Raw genomic sequence first — 19,135 nt, 5'->3', positions numbered from 1 at the left:
ATCATCCGCCCTTCCCGTATGGTTCCGATAGAAGCAGCGGGAATTTCAAACGGATTAGCGTTCCCTGACCGCTCGAAACCGCCTCGAGTTGTCCATCGGATTTAAAAAGCAGCTGCAACCGTTCCCGCAAATTGTTGATTCCGATCCCTTTGCTTTTCCTTAGTGGTTGATGATTGGCGGAAGCCTCCATGCCAATTCCATTGTCCTTCACTTCCATAATCAGAGAATTATGCTCTTTTACCACCCTAATCGTTATGCTTCCATCTTTCTGCATCTGATTGAACCCGTGAAAGAAAGAATTCTCGACCAGCGGCTGCAGACTCAGTTTTGGGACAAGCGCGTAACGGAGCGATTCGTCAAATTCGTATCGAACGTGGACATAACCGTCAAATCTGAAATTCTGAATGCGAACATACGCTTTCACTAGTGTTAATTCCTCGTCTAGATGGATCAAATCTTTCTGTTCATTCAAGCTGGATTCCAATAGCTCCCCCAGACAAACACAAATCTCCGCAATCTCGGCATCCTTACGTCCCAATGCCGTCCATTTAATGGCATTTAACGTGTTTAAAAGAAAATGAGGATTCATCTGTGCAAGCAACATTTGGAACCGTGATGCTTCCTTCTCCCTTTCCTCCACCTTTAACTTTTGTATCAAACTGCGGATATCGCTAATCATTCGATTGAACGTTGTCCCCAATTCACGAACCTCGCCTGTACCCAGCTTTTCGGGCAAAGACGACCTGAACTCATTTCTCACAACGATTGACATATGATGCTGAAGAAGCTGCAACGGACGTGTAATTCGATGGGAGATAATAAAAGTGATGACAATGAATAAAAAGATAAAGATCGTGAGAATGATCACCAATCTCTGTTTGACTTGATTGATGTCCCCGAAAAACGTATGAAGTGGAAAACTGTTAATCACATACCACTGATAGGAAGGCAAATAGACTGCGCTCATCTGTTCCTGACCATTCGTCCAAAAACTGCCCGTTGCCGTTTGCCTCCGAACAACTTCAACAGACGGGATAGAAATAGTTTCATCAGGACTAGTCTTGGTAATCATGTTGCCCGTTTGATCCATGATGAAATAATCCTGTCTGATTGTAAAAAAACGGTACATGGCTTTTAGCCACTCTATATAGTCAAAACTAATCAATATTTGACCATCCATGCTGCCATCCGGTCCAATCATATTAACCGACAGCGTATACATATCCCTTAGATTTTTTCTTGATACTTGATCATACTGCTTTCCTAATCCTTCTGAATTTTTCCACCAATCTTCGCTTGTAAGATCGTAATAACTGATATTGCTTCCAAACGTAGAATTGACTTCCTGATGACGATAATCGATCAGTGAATAATACAAATTGGTGGGTAAAGGGGGCCTCCCCTCAAGTAACCGATCTTCCTGCAACTTATCCATTACAAATAACCGACGTGAATCCGGGTCCTTTGAATCATCCCGGAGTACCGCTAGAAGTGCTTTATCATTGCTTAATACCAAAGACTCTCTAAAAAGCGAGACTCGGACATTTTCCATACTTTCTTTTACATAGCCCAACTGTGCTGCGCTTTGGGCGTTTATCTTATCTTTCAGAGTCGTTTCAAGCTCCCTGAAGTAATACATGACGAAGGTTGCGGCAGGCAACAAAATAAAGAATAAAAATGAAACGAAGAAACGGTATTTGATTTTCTGCGGATACCAAGCCGATACCCATCCCTTCATTTCGCACCCTCCTTGGCTAAGGCAATTACTAGCATAATCTAGCTTCATAGTACCATCTATGCCTTTGAATAGATAAGGAACATATTTCATAATAAATGATACAAATGTAACAATGTCAGATGATTAACTTATTCCCCTTACATTTCACTTATCATACCATCGTACCGGGAGTCAAATAAGGAACAGATTTAGTGTCCTTTTATATAAAATTATGCGTCAACGCAAAATACGCCCTCTCCTCAACAGGGAAGGGGCGCGAATATCTACTTCAATTTGGACATGTTATTCTTTCTGCACGTCGTCCCTACTTCGGCTCCGGCAGCGGCAGCCCCAGGTGGTGATACGCCTGAGGTGTCACCATACGGCCTCTCGGCGTACGCTGCATGAAACCGATCTGCAGCAAATACGGCTCGTACACGTCCTCGATCGTCTGGCTTTCCTCACCGATCGTCGCCGCAATCGTCTCCAGGCCGACCGGGCCGCCCTGGAAGCTCAAAATAATTGCGCGAAGCATTTTATGATCGATCTCGTCGAGACCCAAATCGTCCACCTGCAGCAGGCGCAGGGATTCCCGCGCGAGTTCCATCGTGATGATGCCGTCGCCTTTCACCTGGGCAAAATCGCGCACCCGCTTGAGCAGCCGATTCGCGATACGCGGGGTTCCCCGCGAGCGCATCCCGATCTCGCGGGCCGCTTCGCCGACGATGCCGACCTGCAAAATATCCGCCGTGCGGCTGACGATATAGGAAAGCTCATCGACGGTGTAAAACTCAAGCCGGCTGACGACGCCGAACCGATCGCGCAGCGGCGCTGAGAGCAGCCCTACGCGCGTCGTGGCGCCAATCAGCGTAAACGCCGGCAAATCAAGCCGCACCGAGCGTGCGCTCGGCCCTTTGCCGATAATAATATCGAGCGCGTAATCTTCCATCGCCGGATACAGCACTTCTTCCACCGTGCGGTGGAGCCGGTGAATCTCATCGATGAACAGCACATCGCCTTCCTGCAGATTCGTCAAAATCGCTGCAAGATCACCGGGCCGCTCAATCGCAGGGCCGGACGTCGTGCGAATATTAACGCCAAGCTCATTGGCGATAATGTTGGATAAGGTCGTTTTGCCGAGCCCCGGAGGGCCGTACAGCAGCACGTGATCCAGCGCTTCCTTCCGCTGCTTGGCGGCTTCAATATAAATCTTGAGGTTCTCCTTCGCCTGCTTCTGCCCGATATATTCAGCTAAATAGCGAGGGCGAAGGCTGTACTCGACCGCGCTGTCCTCCATCATGAGATTAGCCGAGATAATCCGGTCATTATCCATCATGGTGTTCCCCCTCACCCTACATCGTATATAAAACCTTCAACGCGTGCTTCATCAGCACATCCACGGAATCGTATGTATTCGCCTTCTCCTTCACCTGCAGCCAAGCGCGGTCGACCTCCGCCTCGGTGTAACCGAGCGTCATGAGCGCTTCCTTCGCCTCGCTCCAGCCCTCGCCGCCCTCGGTGAGCTGTGCGGAGCCAACGACGCTTAGCGCGACAGCGGCTTCCGGACTCGAGAAGGTGACGGAGCCGAGCTTGTCCTTGAGATCCAGAATAATACGCTGCGCCGTTTTCTTGCCGATCCCGGGCAGCTTCGTCAAAAACGATAGATTCTCCTGCGAGATGGCTAGAATAACAGCGTCAGGACGCCCGCCCGCAGCCAAAATGCCAAGCGCCACCTTCGGCCCGATACCGCTCACATCGAGCAGCAGGCGAAATAACGCCTGCTCATCCCGGGACGTAAATCCGAACAACAAATGCGCATCCTCGCGCACATGATAATGCGTAAAGAGCGTAACCGGCTCGTTGTCTCTCAGCCCCAGCGCATACGGGTTCGGGCAAAAGACGCGGTACCCCACGCCATTTACATCCAGCACCACATATTCGCTCTCGCGCAGCGCAACCGAACCTCTTACAAAATCGATCATCGTTTCCATCCCCCGTTCAATCTGTCTTGCAAGGACGAGGAATGCGCATGGCAAATCGCAATCGCCAGCGCATCCGCCACGTCGTCAGGCTTCGGCACCTGCGAAAGCTTGAGCAATATTTTGACCATTTCCTGCACTTGCGCTTTCTCCGCTTTGCCATAACCCACTACGGATTGCTTCACCTGCAGCGGGGTATATTCCGCAATCGGCAGCCCGGCCTGCACACCGGCAAGCACCATCACGCCTCGCGCCTGCCCGACCGTGAACGCTGTCGTCACGTTGCGGTTAAAGAACAGCTTCTCGATCGCCAGCGCATCCGGCTTATACTTCTCTATTAATTGCGTCGTCGCGTCATAGACATCCTTAAGGCGTATGCCTGGGTCCGTATGCGCCTCCGTCTGAATCGAGCCGTATTGCACAGGAACCAGCTTGGAGCCGATTTTATCAATAAAACCGAAGCCCACAATCGCGATCCCCGGATCAATCCCTAGAATACGCACCTATAAACTCTCCCATCTTCTCACAAAAAAGCGAACATATGTAGTCATTTCCCATTATAGCAGAAACGCAAAAAAAGAGATAGACTCGGGATGAACCGAACCTATCTCTTCCAGCTGGCCTGACTTATGGCATTGTCATTGCACGTTCCGTTATTTCTATGGCATAATCACTGAATGTCGATAATACGCTATTATACTCCTCCAAATCAGTGACTCGAATCCCTTTGCGAAGATGTTCGACCGTCTCAGGCGGGAGACTGGTTTCGAGCTGCTGAATATTGAGCTGGAAAAAGGTGCGAATGACATTGTCAGGTCCCGGCGTTCCATTAAACAGCGACAAATTGGAGGAACCGTCAATGCCAAACACCGCTTTTTCTTTGCAGGCGGGTGACAAGTCCTCGATGTGTTCCATAAACGTTACGTCACCATTCGGACCGATCGCGAGCTCCCAATCCGGATGTTTCTTTTGAAGCTCGATCAGCGGTTGTGAGGCCAGAAGGCCGAGCGGACTGCGTTCCTCACCGCAAACGTAGGATTTGAGCAAATAGCTTTCTCTTTGGTCTTGAATGGCCCGAAGCGTTTCAATCGCCTTCTCCAGCCGTACATCCTCGGCGGAAGAGATATGAGCAAGGGTTGCTACTGCTTTTTTCGCATGATCCAGCGGATTGAATGGGGCTGCACCTCGTGACTCATACCCGATCCAGAATGCCGTACCGAGCAGAACGAACATGCCTAGGGCTAACCAGCTGCGTTTCCAACGCAGTCTTTTCTTTAGATGCTTCAAGAACCTTTGTACAATCACGGTAATCCCTTCTCACTTGGTTTTTTCGATATTGTTTCCAATTGCGCAAAACCCTATACATGATTTACCATAGAGATGAGATAGTTAGACAACCTACCTGAATCGGCGGTGGAACAGCATGAACAGAAAGAAACGGATCAAACGCACCACGCTTCTGATTATCGGTGTGATTTTATTATGGAGCAGTGTCGCCATTTGGAATGAAGTTCATAAACTGCAAATAAATCATTCAATTGGCCAAACTTCTTTCCGTACTAATCCGTCTTCTACCTAGACAGCGTCACGAAATATCCATCTTTTCGGTAACAATTGGTTAAAAATAAACACTCCTTTACATTTGAATTTGACTGTAGCCGCAGAAATGATATAGTCAAAGATAGACAAACCAAATCTTGCCGACGAAGATGTTCGCTTCGTGATCAAAAGACCGACTTTTTAAACAACCTCTACAAGCATTTGTTTACGAGTGATAAACGACGACTATAAGGAGGGAAACAGCATGAATGTAGCAGAGCTTCAATTAATTCAATTATCCAGACGAGGTGACCGGAACGCTTTCGTGGAGCTGGTCGAGTTATACCGCAGTAAAATTCAAAAGCTTGCTTTCCGCATGCTCCACAATCGGCCTGATTCCGAAGATATTGTCCAGGAAACGTTCATTCGCGTGTATTTGAATCTGAATCATTTTGACGAGACGCAAAATTTCTCGACGTGGATTTACCGCATCGGCAAAAACGTCGCGATCGACCTGCTTCGCAAGAAGAAGCCTGTCCAATCCCTCGACGCTGAGCTTAACGACATGGACGATGACTACAGCTACTACAGCAAGCTGGCCAGTCCCGACCAGTCGCCGGAGAACGCGGTGCTGCAAACCGAGGTTCAAGAGCATATGCAAACTGCCATTAATAAATTAGGCGATAAATATAAATCGATCATCACGCTTTACTACATGGAAGAGCTGTCCTTACAAGAAATCAGCGAGAAGCTGAACCTTCCGATCACGACAGTCAAGACAAGGCTGCACCGGGGCCGCGAACTTCTCCGTAAAAAATGGGGCATGCATTTCCTGATCGGCCTCATGACGTTCTTCACGCTCGGCATGATTGCCTAATCGGCTATATAACCAAAAGGCTTACCCTGAGTCATCGCAAATGACCTCAAGGTAAGCCTCTTTTATTTATACATTGATCCAGGGCATCGCCTGCTTTGTTTGCGCCGGTTTTTCGGGGATGCGCTGCTGGCGCCGCAGAAAAGCTTCAAGCGGCGATTCGCTGGCCGATCTTGCTTTCTTCGCGGAGCGAGCGTTAGCGGACGCCTTTTTCCCTTTGCGAATGTCGATTTCCAGTTCTTCATCCGTATCCGTCGACTCCGTCAGTTCGTGTGTATGCACTTGCGGGAGAATTGCGGACTCATAAGGCGCCTGATAATTAGCGCCGGCATATGGAATACCGTAAGGATCATTCTGATAGGCAAAAGGGAATGGTGACTGCGGCCGATCGTACGGCATCACCGGCGGATAAAAGCCCGGCAGCCCCGGCATCGACGCCATGCCCTGTCCGTCCGCCATCATCGGCGCCGCGCCTTGCCATGGCTGGTTCAGTTGGCCGCTCGGATAGCCGCTTGGCACGTTCATCCAAGGCATGTCGTACGTGGATGGGCCACCGCAGCCGCAGTCATTCTTAATGGCCGTTGGGGCCGTCATCGCCGGCATTGCTGGCATCACCGGCATCGGCTCGCACGGCGATTCCTGATAAGGCGAATACGCCGGATAGGCAACCGGCTCCGGCTGCTCTTCACTTGGATAAGCGAATACCTCCGTCGCTTGAATATGGAACTGCGCAAACGGATGCTGGGCTTGCGGATACGGCTCCTGCAGCGTGGCATCGCCGGATGGCGCCATCCCCATGTTGGGTGCTGGCATGGCCGGCATCGGTGGCAGCGGCATCGTCGGCTGCGCAGGCATCGTTGGCAGCGGCATCGGAATCGCCGGCTGCACGCTCAATTCGCCTAGCGAAGGCGCAGGCACTGCAGGTTCCTGTACTGCAGGTTCCTGTACTGCAGGTTCCTGCACCGCAGGCATCGGCTCGACAGGCTGCACTTGTTCGGGCTGTTGCTGAACCGGCGCCTGCGGAAACGGCTCCGTCGACGGCTTGTGATAGCCGGGACCGGGTACTTGGCTGTGAGACCCTTGCCCGTGTCCATGCCCGTGCCCATGGTGCGCCTTCGGCACATACACGACGTCCCCCGTCATCAGAACATTCGGGTTTTTGAGGTGACTGTTGGCTTGGATCATCGCGGCAAGCGGCACATCCCAAGCTTTTCCGAGCTTCCACAGGGTATCTCCCTGCTGGACGACATGCTTGTAGACATAGTCCGATGCTGGGGGCTCCGGCTTCTTATGGCCCGAAGGAATCTTCACTTTCATCCCGACATCAATCACATTCGGGTCGGCAATTTGCGGATTCAGCGCAATGATCTGTTCCAGCGTCGTTCCGTATTTGTTTGCGAGCTCATACAGGGTATCGCCTTTTTTGACAATATGAATTTTCAAAACCCTACCTCCTTTATCGCTTCTCTTTAACATCTGAAAGCGAAGTGGCCGCATAAGCATTCGCTTAAACACAATGATAGTACAGTCTATGCGGAAGTCTGGGCTTTTGCCCCTCTCGCATAAAAAAAATCCCTCGCGCCTAAGCGAAGGGATTCGTGGTTACTCACTGTGATAGCTATAGCTCGGATAGCAGCCCAATATGCGCACCTGGCAGCCGATCGCTTCAATTTCTTGAATGGCGGCCGGCAGCAGCACGGAATCGAGGGTTCCGACAATATCCATGTAAAAATAATAATTGCCTAGCTTCTTCTTGGTCGGTTTCGACTCAATTTTGGACAAATTGATCCGCCGCCAGGCGAAAGCCGACAGCACTTGGTGCAGAGCGCCCGGGTAGTCTTCCGGCAGGGTCACGAGAATCGTCGTTTTCATCTGCTCCGACGAAGCCAGCTCGGAAGCCTCTTTCCCAACCAAAAGAAAACGCGTCATGTTATCTTTATGGTCCTGAATTTCCCGCTGCAACATGGGGACGCCATAATTGGCGGACGCAATGGCCGTCCCTATGGCCGCAACCGAAGGATCCTTCATCTGGGATACGATGCGCACGCCCTCCGCCGTCGAACTCACCTGCTCAAACTCCGCATCCCGCAAATACCGCTTCATAAACCGGTTGCATTGCGCAGGCACAACGTGGTGGGAAAGCACCTTTCGGATGTGCTTGTACGGATTGTCCGCGTCAATCTGCCCTTCTGGATGCGGAAATCCGATCAGATTCATATCAATCGGAAAAACCCATTCCGCGCGAATCGGCAGATCCACTTCATGCACAAGCCAATCCACGTGCAGGTGCACGGAGCCTTCCAGCGTATTTTCGATCGGGATGACACCGAGATCGGTTTCTCCCGAAGCCGTTGCGTTGAACACTTCGGAAATCAATTTGTACGAAACGTACGTGAACTTGTCATCGCCAAGAAAGTGGCGCGTCGCTTCTTCCGAGAACGTGCTGGGCCCGAGAATGGCAATCCGCTTCATGCGAGCACCTCTTTCTCCACCAACCTGCGGAGTCCTTCGTCCCCCTCAGCAAGGAGGGTCGCTGTCACGCCGTCACACGGCTTCAGCCAAAGCAGTTTCGCGGAAATGCCTTCCTTCGCCAACGTACCTCGCAGGAACGATTCCAGCTCTGTTTTACGGTCGCTTTCCGCATCCACTAACGCGAGCATCGTCGGTCCTGCTCCGCTCAGTGCAACACCGAGTGCGCCGTAGTTCCCGCTCTCATCCAGCAGTGTCTGCATACCGGGGATGAGCGACGCCCGATACGGTTGATGCAGGCGGTCCTTCATCGCATGGCGAATCATACCCAGTTTGCCCGTGGCCAGCGCCGCTACGAGCAGCGAGGAATGGCTGAGATTGTACACCGCATCCTTCATTGCCACCTGCGTTGGCATCACAGCGCGCGCTTTCTCCGTCGAAAGCTGGAATTCCGGAATGGCGACCAACACGTCAAGACGGCCGTCAGGTTCAAGCCGGATTGACTCCGCCCGCTCATCGTCCCAGAATGCGACGACGATGCCGCCGTACAGGCTCGCTCCGACGTTGTCGGGATGCTTTTCCAGACGCGATGCCATCTGAAACAGCTCGTACGTCGAAAAACGGCTGCCGATCAGCGCATTGGCCGCAGCCAGCGCGCCCACGATGGCGGAAGCGCTGCTGCCGAGCCCGCGCGTCAGCGGAATTTCACTGTACATGGAGATGGAAAGTTCGGGAATGGAGACGCCCGCTTCCGCAAATACCATTTGCGCGACTTTATAAATCAAGTTGGATTTGTCCGTCGGAATGCCGTTCATCTGATCGCCGATGAGTTCAACTGTTGTGCGGTCGGCAACCGCCATATCGATCCATGCATATAAGTTCAAGGCCATCCCCAGCGAGTCAAATCCAGGACCCAAGTTCGCCGTGCTGGCCGGTACCTTTACTCTTACTTTTTGTACTGTCCTGTCGCTCATTTCGAAACTGCCCTCATTTCACTGGAAGTAAGCGGGGCCGCGAGAAGGCATTAGCCTTCTACTCGGTATACGCTTTTAATCGCATGAATAACGTCCATCGACTCAAATTGTTTGAGTACCTTTTTCATGCTCGCTTGGTTGGCATCATGCGTGATAATAATGATTTCCGCCTTCGGATTGTGCGCGTTCGGATGTTGGAAGACGGATTCCAAGCTCACTTCGTGCTCCGCAAATATTTGTGTGATTTGCGCCAGCACGCCCGCTTTGTCCTCTACGTGCAGGAGAATGAAGTTTTTCGACGCAATCTGCTCGTCGGATTTGAGTTTCTTCTCTTTATAAGGCGCTTGCACTGTGCGTCCGTTGACGCCCAGCTTGGAGTTGCGGACAACGGCAACAAGATCCGCAACGACCGACGTGGCTGTCGGCAGCTCGCCTGCGCCTGCGCCGTAGAACATCGTCTCACCGACCGCTTCACCGGTCACGTACACGGCATTGAACACGCCGTTGACGGAAGCGAGCGGGTGCGAGTTTTTCACCATCGTCGGTTGTACGCTGACGGAGATATGGCCGTCGTGATTTTCGGCGATCCCGAGCAGCTTCACTTCATAACCCAGTTTTTTCCCATATTGAATATCTTCTTTGGAGACTTTGGAGATCCCCTTCACCTCGACATCGCTCAGCGCAACGTTAGCGTGGAAGCCGAGGGTGGACAAAATCGTCATTTTACGCGCTGCATCAAGCCCTTCGACGTCGGACGTCGGGTCCGCTTCGGCATAGCCGAGCGCTTGCGCTTCTTTGAGGACGTCCGCATAAGCGGCGCCTTCCTGGCTCATTTTCGTCAAAATGTAGTTAGTCGTTCCGTTAACGATTCCCATGATCTTCGTGATGCGATCCGAAGAAAATCCTTCGACTAAGGTGCGAATGATCGGAATGCCGCCCGCCACGCTCGCTTCGTAGAAAACGTCGCAGTTATTTTCAGCGGCCTTGGCCAAAATCTCGGCACCGTGCATCGCCATCAAATCTTTATTCGCGGTGACAACGTGCTTGCCGTTCTCCAGCGCTGTCAAAATATGTCCTTTGGTCGCGTCCACGCCACCCATGACTTCTACGACAACGTCGATCTCTTTATCGCCGATCACGTCCCAGACGTTCTCTGTCAGCTTTTCCGGATCAACAGAGATGTTGCGCGACTTGTTTTTATCCTGAACCACAATTTTCGCAATTTCAATGGCAGACCCGGTTTGACGCTGCAAGTCCTCCTGATGTCCTTCCACGATGCGGACGACGCCTGTTCCTACAGTACCAAGTCCGAGTAATCCTACTTTAATTGGCTTCATTGTTCTTATCCTCCCGAATGATCGTATTCGTTAACTGCCTTGGCCGATGACCATGGCTCGCTTAACTCCGTCTTGCGACTGCAGCTGCTCTAAAAACTGGCGAATCTCTTCGCCCATGGATGAAATTTCAACGGATATGACGACGTTCGCCATGCCTTGAAGAGGAATCGTCTGGTGAATCGTCAGCACATTGCCCTCGAGATTGGCGATCAGCGCCAGCACCCGGGACAGAATGCCCGCCCGATGCTCCAAATCCATCGAAATCGTAATAATTCGTTCTCGTTCCAATCTGCTTAGCGGATGGATGCCATCCTTGTATTTGTAGAAGGCGCTCCGACTCAGCCCGACTTGCTCAACGGCTTCATGAATCGTCTTCACCTCGCCGCGGGCAAGCAGCTCTTTCGCCTGCACCGTTTTGAGTACCCCTTCCGGCAAAATATCCTCACGGACTAAGTAGTAACGTTCAGGACCGAAGTGCTTCATCGAATGGTAAAGTTCTTTGCTATCCGGCACTCCACGACCGTCCTCTCCAAAAAGACTGTTGTTTCACTATAGTGGACATTATATCGAAACATGCCTTGCGAAGCAATAGGCAAATTGCTTTAAGGTTGTCCGCCTTTGCCTGTCTTTCGAGGGTTGTGATAAGCTGAGAGATGAACAATTCCTATGAAAACGAATACATCCCGAAAGGAACCGACTATGATCACCCTGCGCATGATGTCCACGGCTTTGTTGATGAATGAGCGGGACGAGCTTCTGATGATGAAGCGGTCCTTGCACCGCACCTTGTCTCCCGGCCTCTGGGCCGCTGTCGGCGGGCATTTGGAGCCGAATGAGATCCGTCAGCCTCGCACAGCTTGCCTGAGGGAAATTTATGAGGAAACGGGCATTGAAGCCGATGAAATCGAGGGGCTGCGCATGCAGTATGTGCTGCTGCGTCTCAACGGGCAAGAAATTCGCCAGCAATTTTTCTATATCGGGCGCACCCGTGTCAACCCGCGGGTCGTCACCTCAGAGGGCGACCTTTATTGGATACCGCGCGAGCAGGTGCTGGAGCGTGAGATTCCTTTTATTTTTCGCAGCTTGCTGCAGCATTATTTCGACGTCGGCGATACACCGCATCCTTGGGTCGGCTCGGCGGGCTTCGACGAGGATACGGGTGAACCGACGATTCATTGGCATCCTTTGCTGGATCCGCTGCGGGTATAAGAGGAAACAACTATATAAGCAACTGTCGCCCAGCCCCGACCTGCCTCCCCAATGTTATCCGGTAGTCCAATCGAACAAGGCGGCCCCACTTAGCACTAGCCAATCTAAGTGTTGGATCGGTGCAAAAAAAGAGCAGAATCCCATGATCGGGTTCTGCTCTTTCGCTTGTCCGCGCTTAAATCGCGCTGCCGCCGTATAAGAAGCGGTACTCCCAATGGCGGCCTTCGATAGAATCGATGCGGACGCCGCCGCTTTCTTTGGAATAGGTCGATAGGATTTGACCGTTTCCGAGATAAATGGCGACATGCGTGATCGTCGCTGTGGATTTGTTGATGCCTGCGTAGTTCGATTTGGCCGTTCCTTTATAGTCCATGAAGAACATAAGGTCGCCAACTTTCAGGTTGTGCCAGTCTGTCGTCACGTTGTGGCCGAGCGACTTCACATACGCGCCCTGCCCTCTCGAATCGCTGGGCAGCTTGAGCCCGATACCGTCAAGGAACGCTTGTCTTACAAAATCGGAGCAATCGAACGTGCTCGTATTATCACGGGAAGAGCCGTATTCGTACGGCGTGCCCAAATATTTTTTACCTGCGGCGATGACTTTCTGAATTTGTTCGGAAGCGGAGGGATTACCGCCTGTATTGCTGCCTCCGGAACCGCCCGAGCTGCCCGAACCGCCGGAGGAGGAGCCTCCCGAGACTTTTATGTATTTTTCGCTTGTGCTGACATAGCCGATTTTCCCGTCAGACGCCTGCACTTTATACCAATAGCTGTTCACCTTCTCGAGAATTCTTACCGTTTCGCCGGCTTTTAAATATCGAATGCGGCTAGCGTCCGTATTTGTTCCCGTTCTGAAGGAGACGCTGGCGACGATCGTTCCCGTCCCTGACGATGGTGTAGGGGCAGCCTGTGCGTCCAGCTTGGTGTATTGGTCACTCGTTGAGATATATCCGATTTGTCCATTGGTCACCTGAACTCGGTACCAGTAGCTGTTCACTTTTTCCAAAAGAACGAACGGCTCGCCCTTGCTCAAATAGCGAATACGTGAGGCGTCGGTGCTTGGCGCCGTCCGAAAACTGACACTGCTTACAATTTTACCTGTCGTGGCCGCTGAAGCCGACTGAGGCAGGGGTAGGGTAACAGCTCCGAAAAGAAGCGAAGGGATGAGCGCAAAAGTAAGTAGTTGTTTCTTCATCATGTTGGCCTCCAATCCATTTTTTCGTCTATGTCCTTAACCATGATTCTAGTAAATGGTATCATATCCAGTGGTTAAGTTTTAGCTGTAAGTTCTGCCAATTCGGCTTCAGCACGGGGACTAACCGCGAAACAGGGCCAATCTTTCTATTAAAATTTTGCTTCTACTTTCCGCTCACCTGCAGCAAGTTATAAATGGCCTGAACGCTTTGAATGCGGTCGAGCGCCTCTTTTGGGGAGAAGGTATCGGCTGCCGTTCCGGAAAGCAGGCCTAGCGCTGAAGCCCCGTCAATCGCTTCCTGCGCCCAGTCGGACATGTCCGCACGGTCCGTGTATCCGCTTCTCTCCGCCAGCCCCGCCGGAACGCTTCCGCCATGATAAGCGTACGCTCTGACGAGCAGCACGGCCATCTGTTCTCGCGTGATCAGCGCATCAGGCGCAAAAGCCTGCTCGGTCACACCGGAAATAAGCCCGGCGAGGGAAGCGGCCGCAACAGCAGAAGCATACCAAGCCTCTGCAGATACATCGACAAAGCCCGCTCCCGCCTGCGGCTCTGGCAAATGAAGGGCGCGAACGAGCATCGCCGTAAATTGCGCCCGCGTCGATGTGCCCGATGGATCGAACGCCATCTGCGATACACCATCTACGATGTGCTTGGCGGCCAGCACTTGCAAGGCGCGATGCGCCCAATGGCCGCTCGGCACATCAACAAACGACTTGTCATAGGCCATGACGGCATAAGTGCCTGGCCGATCTATCGCAAAGGCCGCTCGGCCATTCGCTATTTCCACCTCATCGCCGGCAAACACCCACTGCCCCGCTGCCTCATCGTAACGATACACGCCCAGCAGTTCAGCATCCAAGCTGGCTTCGGTTACGGGAATCGTCACGTTCGCAGCGTTAGGCCATGCCGCCCCTTCTAAAGCTGTGCCATTCTCCGCACGCAGTTGAAGCCCCACGGTTACACCCGGCCCACTGGGCGTAAGCACTGCAGACGAATCTGCTGCGGGCGCTGACAATAGAGCAGCATCTGCTGCCTGACGTACGTCGATATCCAGCTTCAGCTTGGTGCTCTCTGCTGCCGCTTGCTTGATTGCCTGAACCGAAGCCGCAGGCAGCGTCACCGAGATGCCGTCCACACTCACTTCAAGCGGCACGGAAGGGAGCTCCGAAAGCGCGACAGACGCAGTGTTTTCACCCTGTCCAAGGCGAATGGACGCTTTCCCGTCTTCCACCAGATAAGGAACGCTCGACGAACTCACAGGGGTGCTTCCGCCCCCGCTTGTGTCCTCTTCGACACCCTGAGGCAGCTGAGGCTGCTCTGGCTGCTCTGGTAGCACCGGCGTCGTTTGCAACGTGAGCCGCAGCGATTTGCCCAGTGTCCCCTTAACATTCGCTCGAATACGCACGGTCGGCGCAAGCTGTGTCACCTGAATCGCATCATCCTTCGCAATGACACCCACAGCGGATCTGTTCAGTTCTAGCTCAATCGTTCCGCTGTTCTCCAGCGTCGGATCGGCGACCGCCAGCTCGTAGCGGCCGGCAGACGGATCTTCCTTTACCATCACGGAAGCTTGACGATTCGAGGTAACGTCCCCTGCTGTTGTCAATTGATCTCTCCAGAAGTTGTAGCCTGTAACCCCTAATTTGCGCTCCCTCACCGCCTGCGCATCCGACGAATTCAAGACAATGTCATAGTCCGGCGAAGCGGAGTAAGCCGCCGTCTTGGTCTGAGTCGCATTCGGCAAAATCGCATAAGCATAGCTTTGATTCACCGGATCCGCGCCATGATTGATCCACATCGTCACAAAATAATTGCTCAGTAAATCGGTTTGCGGTGTCGAGGACGGCGGATCGCTCAGCTCCACATCGGAGAGCCGGCCTTCCTGCCGTTTGCGGGCAATCGTAACCGCTTGATGATCCGGGAACGTATAACCGATCCCCGCTCCCTGGACGTTGCCTTCCAAATACATCCAGCTTGGATGCGCTACCGCTTGTTCGGCAATTTCCCCGCTCTTCGCCTCGCCATCCACGATGAAAGCGTTCGAATTGTCCGCTTTCAGCTTCCGCTGTTCCACGATGCTTTCCACCGGAAGATGATCCGTGCTTGTAATGCCCGATCCCAGAGCTACGATCTCGTCGTCGAACATGAACCACGATTTATTCGCGCTCATCTGCGTCCCGATTTGTTTCAGATTCATGCCGGAAACACCGTAGCTGCCCAGCGACGCGCCGCCGGCCCAGGCGTTCGAAGGCGCCATTTCGCCATCGCCGTATTGGTATTGATCCGAGCTGCGCGGACGGTCGACAACCGTCGTTCCCGGCAGTTTATACCAATCCACCGTTTGCCAATAGTTATCCGTATACTGACGCAAATCGTTGTTATACAAGTAAGTCATGCCATCTCCGGTATACCAGCCCTTTGGATTTTCACCATTCGTCAGTTCATAGGTGGCGATTCGCTTGGAGCTTTTGCTGATACCGAACAAATAGTCGTCGCCAACATGGATGCTGCGTGCCATCGCGTTCATCTCAACATGCTGTGGCAGCTGTTCCGACGGCACAATCGAGGGGTCTGCCATCCAGCCTTTGATCATATCGGCCAAGTCCAGCGGGAACTGATAGTAGGTCATACCGCGTTCGAGCAAATAAGGGATATGAAACTTGATAAAACGCTTCAGCGCTTCCGCCTTATCCGGAGGTGCCGTTTGCGCAACACGCGCCATGCCGATCAGAATGCTTTTGGCCGAAGCGTAACCGTCCGATGCATTGCCGCGTACAATCGCTCGACCGCGCGTCATATCCAGCGCCTGCCCTTTGTACAAGATCGGCGCAAAGCCTTCCTTGATCCAGCGATATACATTGTCAACGCCAGGCACAACCGGCTGCCACGTGCTGCCATTGAGCAGTAGGAGCAGGTTGCCCATCCCTTGCATCAACACTTCGCCGTAACTTCCGGAATAGGCGATATTGTTATGTTGAATGTAGGAGCCGTCTTCATAGAAGCCGTCCCCGGAGGTGACGTAATCGAACAGCGGCGTCAAACCGTCGCGCGCTTTGATGAGGCGATCGTAATTTTTTTCGACAATGCCCAGTCTCGTCTCAATCATCATAATGTCAGAGCGGTTCGCCCCCGCTTGGGTAAAAGAAGGCGCAGCCACATCCCCGATATAATGATCGATGCTGAGCGCGTTAGCGGCAATTTGCTGCGGCGTCAAATCGTCATACATGAAAACTAGGATGTCCGCGAGACGCGTCGGCGCGCCGATGTCCCAGTTCCACCAATTGCCGAATTCTGCGCCGGTCGGGGTATACAGATGCGCCAGCATCCAATCCATCGCTTGGATAATGTCGGCTTTGAGCGCAGCGTTGCGATAGAGCGCAGTTCCTCTCAGCGCATACGATTTGGCCATCGCTTTCAACCGCGTGTAGTGGTCGGTAATGAAAGTGGAATCCGTCGTCGAAGCCGGCAAATCGGGCCATAGCGTGCCCCCGCTGCCGCTTAGCTGCAGCGTATCCCAATAGGACTGCGCCTGTGCGGCGCTAGCATCCACGATCGCTTTCACTTCCGCATTGCCGACATCCAAAGCGTCCATTCCCGTAAAAGTCTGCTCCCACCGGATTCTCAGCTTGTCGTACTCCTGTGGATCCTGCGGCTGCGGCGTCGTCACCTGAATCGTAACGGTGTCCGATTGGCCATTTGACGCGCGGGCTGTCACGGCCGCCGTTCCGACGCCTACGGCCGTCAATCGTCCGTTGCCGTCAACCGCCAGCACGCCCGGATGATCGGATTGCCACGTTAGCTCAGGCGCGGTAGCCCCAGAAGGCGACAACACTGCCGCAAGCGTGAAAGTCTCGTATTTCATGAGCTGTGCCGGGGCATTCTCAATCGTGACTCGCTCGACATCAATGTAAGGCGTAACGGTAACTTTCGTCACGCCGGTGATTGCCGGATTCGCTTCGGAGATGGCCGTGATGTCGGCACTGCCTGCGGCAACTCCGGTAATTACACCGTTTGCATCCACTGTCGCAATCGCCGGATTGGAAGATTGCCAGTTCACCTTCCGATTTGTCGCATTCACCGGCACGAACGCAGGTTGAAGCGTACGCGTCGTCGTCGCCGGCAGTGAAACTTCGCCCGGCAGCGTGATGGCGCTCAGCGGGATTGGCGCCACAACAGTAAGCGGCACGCTCTGCGTATACCCGCCACCGTATGTAGAAACCGTGACGGTCGCTGTGCCGGCTTTCAGGGCATGAACGACGCCATAGACGACACTCGCGACCGTTGGATCGTCAATGCTCCAAGTCAAGCGGGCCTCCGAAGCATTGTCCGGCAGCGGGGAAGCGGCAATCGTCGTCTGCTCGGTTTCCGCGAGCGAAAGCGTTGCCGGCGAAACCGCAAGACCTGTGACGGGGACATAATCCGTCAGCTTCAGATCGTCGACATACCACTCCCCTTGAACGCCTGATTTGTAGTACTCGTACAAATAAATATGGCGTACATTCAGCCAGGCGGCAGGCAGCGCAGCCTCTCCCGCATAAACGCCATTGATGAAATACGTGACGGTTCTAGCATCGTTATCGACAAACAATTTTAACCGGTACCAAGCATTCGCTTCATACGTCCCGATCGTTTGGTTGCCTGCATCTTTGATCTTCCCCGCGTTGTCAAAAGAAATGACCGACACGTTGGTCGTCGCCGTAGCGGGAACAGGCGCATTCAGGCTCCGAAACTGAATATCCCTCCTATGCTGCGTACTGTTCATATACACCGTCGTTTCGAAAACCAGCTTGCCGCCAACCCCGGTATTGCCCGCCGTGTTTCCCCCGAGGTTGTTGCGGCCCGTATTGATATTCGTTGTATTCGAGACGATTTTGAGGCTGTAATCGCTGCGGCCCGGCGCATTTTCCATCATGACATAATCCGTATTTGCAGCCGATGAATAAATGCCCCATGCCCCGCCAATCGTCCCTGTGTAGGTCGTACCGTTGTACAGCTTGCTATTCTTCGCAATGGCGCTTTCATCGTAATTAATTTGGACATACACGTTCGAAGCCGCTTTGACCGCCGGCAGCCTGCCCAAGCCAGGAAATAAACCGGTAACAGCCAGCACCACACTCATCCAACAGGCTATCCATACTTTCCACGAAGCTTTCATCAGGATCCTCCATTCTGTGTTCAAGATTCTTGCTTTAGACAAGCGCTTTCAAAATGATGCGTCGCGATGACCGCCTCCCCCGTTCCATGAGGCATCATGATCGTAAACTCACCTCAAAGTGTAGGGGAGGGCGGCGTAGCGTGTCTATGTGCCGTTTCTTTCCGGCATATGCAAGATTTGAACAAGCGCCCAGAATGGCGTTAGAACAGTAATCCAGCAACAAAAAAGATCTTCCCCAGCCCGCTTTCGGCAGACGTTCAGGAAGATCTTTATCCGATTTTGGCCGACGCATCTCCGCCATCCGGAGGCTGCTGCTGCCGTGCATAATGCTGGCTTCGATCCACCCAGCGCTGCATCACTTTATTCGCTTCCTTCCGCTTCAACAGCGCCTCCGCCAGCTGAAATCCTTCTTCATAGCTGCCGACTTTCTCAAACCACATAAACCGGAGTCCGGCATTGAAAATGACATGATCCCGTTCGCGCTTCACCTCGCTGCTCTCATCACCCGCGATGATGCGACGGATCAGTTCAATCTGCTCATCCCGGCTCAGCGCTGGCAGCGGCTCGCTGCGAAAGCCGAATTTCTGCGGATCCATGACCCGCGTCTCATCCCCCCATGGCGTCACGATCCGAATGAGGCTGCTGGCATAGAGGGGCAAATCTTCCGAGCCCTCGATCCCACTG

At 52.9% G+C, this 19,135-nt stretch carries 14 protein-coding genes and 1 pseudogene; 2 read left to right on the top strand and 13 right to left on the bottom strand.

Translation table 11 applies throughout. The features are described from left to right. Position 1: 1 nt before the first annotated feature. The 5 genes from EJQ19_RS17640 to EJQ19_RS17620 form a co-directional block, all read right to left on the bottom strand. On the bottom strand, positions 2-1,738 hold the full coding sequence (locus EJQ19_RS17640; RefSeq protein WP_164716598.1) for a sensor histidine kinase: 1,737 nt from the start codon (positions 1,736-1,738) through the stop codon (positions 2-4). Between the two features lie 304 nt (positions 1,739-2,042). Further along, positions 2,043-3,053 carry a Holliday junction branch migration DNA helicase RuvB gene (ruvB, locus tag EJQ19_RS17635; protein WP_420901687.1) on the bottom strand — a complete coding sequence of 337 codons (1,011 nt, stop codon included), beginning with the start codon at positions 3,051-3,053 and terminating at the stop codon, positions 2,043-2,045. A 16-nt stretch (positions 3,054-3,069) separates the two neighbouring features. Further along, positions 3,070-3,699: a Holliday junction branch migration protein RuvA gene (gene ruvA, locus EJQ19_RS17630; protein WP_126142554.1), complete on the bottom strand. Its 630-nt coding sequence runs from the start codon at positions 3,697-3,699 to the stop codon at positions 3,070-3,072. After that, positions 3,696-4,199, bottom strand: coding sequence for a crossover junction endodeoxyribonuclease RuvC (ruvC, locus tag EJQ19_RS17625; RefSeq protein ID WP_126142553.1), 504 nt, complete (start codon positions 4,197-4,199; stop codon positions 3,696-3,698). Before ruvC ends, ruvA begins: the two co-directional genes overlap by 4 nt. 124 nt (positions 4,200-4,323) lie before the next feature. Then, positions 4,324-5,001, bottom strand: coding sequence for a BofC C-terminal domain-containing protein (locus tag EJQ19_RS17620; RefSeq protein WP_241242962.1), 678 nt, complete (start codon positions 4,999-5,001; stop codon positions 4,324-4,326). A 499-nt stretch (positions 5,002-5,500) separates the two neighbouring features. On the opposite strand from EJQ19_RS17620, the gene sigW reads away from it, so the two are divergent. Beyond that, complete coding sequence (gene sigW, locus EJQ19_RS17615) at positions 5,501-6,112, top strand: RNA polymerase sigma factor SigW (RefSeq protein ID WP_126142552.1); 612 nt, start codon at positions 5,501-5,503, stop codon at positions 6,110-6,112. A gap of 66 nt (positions 6,113-6,178) precedes the next feature. Here sigW and EJQ19_RS17610 read toward each other — a convergent pair whose 3' ends face one another. The 5 genes from EJQ19_RS17610 to EJQ19_RS17590 all read right to left on the bottom strand — a co-directional run bounded on the left by EJQ19_RS17610 (position 6,179) and on the right by EJQ19_RS17590 (position 11,372). Next, positions 6,179-7,552, bottom strand: coding sequence for a LysM peptidoglycan-binding domain-containing protein (locus EJQ19_RS17610; RefSeq protein WP_164716597.1), 1,374 nt, complete (start codon positions 7,550-7,552; stop codon positions 6,179-6,181). A 159-nt stretch (positions 7,553-7,711) separates the two neighbouring features. Beyond that, positions 7,712-8,581 (bottom strand): prephenate dehydratase, encoded by an 870-nt coding sequence (pheA, locus tag EJQ19_RS17605; protein ID WP_126142550.1) that lies wholly within the window; start codon positions 8,579-8,581, stop codon positions 7,712-7,714. Beyond that, positions 8,578-9,552 (bottom strand): homoserine kinase, encoded by a 975-nt coding sequence (thrB, locus tag EJQ19_RS17600; protein WP_126142549.1) that lies wholly within the window; start codon positions 9,550-9,552, stop codon positions 8,578-8,580. Before thrB ends, pheA begins: the two co-directional genes overlap by 4 nt. A 50-nt stretch (positions 9,553-9,602) precedes the next feature. Beyond that, on the bottom strand, positions 9,603-10,889 hold the full coding sequence (locus EJQ19_RS17595) for a homoserine dehydrogenase (protein ID WP_126142548.1): 1,287 nt from the start codon (positions 10,887-10,889) through the stop codon (positions 9,603-9,605). Between the two features lie 30 nt (positions 10,890-10,919). Beyond that, positions 10,920-11,372: an ACT domain-containing protein gene (locus tag EJQ19_RS17590; protein ID WP_126142690.1), complete on the bottom strand. Its 453-nt coding sequence runs from the start codon at positions 11,370-11,372 to the stop codon at positions 10,920-10,922. A 183-nt stretch (positions 11,373-11,555) separates the two neighbouring features. Here EJQ19_RS17590 and EJQ19_RS17585 point away from each other — a divergent pair, with 183 nt between their 5' ends. Further along, positions 11,556-12,098, top strand: a complete 543-nt coding sequence (locus tag EJQ19_RS17585; RefSeq protein WP_241242961.1) for an NUDIX domain-containing protein — start codon at positions 11,556-11,558, stop codon at positions 12,096-12,098. 175 nt (positions 12,099-12,273) lie between these two features. On the opposite strand, the gene EJQ19_RS17580 is transcribed toward EJQ19_RS17585, so the two are convergent. From EJQ19_RS17580 to EJQ19_RS17570, 3 genes and pseudogenes are all read right to left on the bottom strand, one after another. Then, positions 12,274-13,293, bottom strand: coding sequence for a C40 family peptidase (locus tag EJQ19_RS17580; RefSeq protein ID WP_126142688.1), 1,020 nt, complete (start codon positions 13,291-13,293; stop codon positions 12,274-12,276). 163 nt (positions 13,294-13,456) lie between these two features. Continuing rightward, positions 13,457-18,451 (bottom strand): polysaccharide lyase family 8 super-sandwich domain-containing protein, encoded by a 4,995-nt coding sequence (locus EJQ19_RS17575; protein WP_126142547.1) that lies wholly within the window; start codon positions 18,449-18,451, stop codon positions 13,457-13,459. Between the two features lie 269 nt (positions 18,452-18,720). Then, positions 18,721-19,135 (bottom strand): annotated as a pseudogene (locus EJQ19_RS17570) (hypothetical protein); the annotation flags it as partial.

Source organism: Paenibacillus whitsoniae, assembly GCF_003955665.1.
GTDB lineage: Bacteria > Bacillota > Bacilli > Paenibacillales > NBRC-103111 > Paenibacillus_E > Paenibacillus_E whitsoniae.
This window is presented reverse-complemented; position numbering and strand designations above follow the sequence as displayed.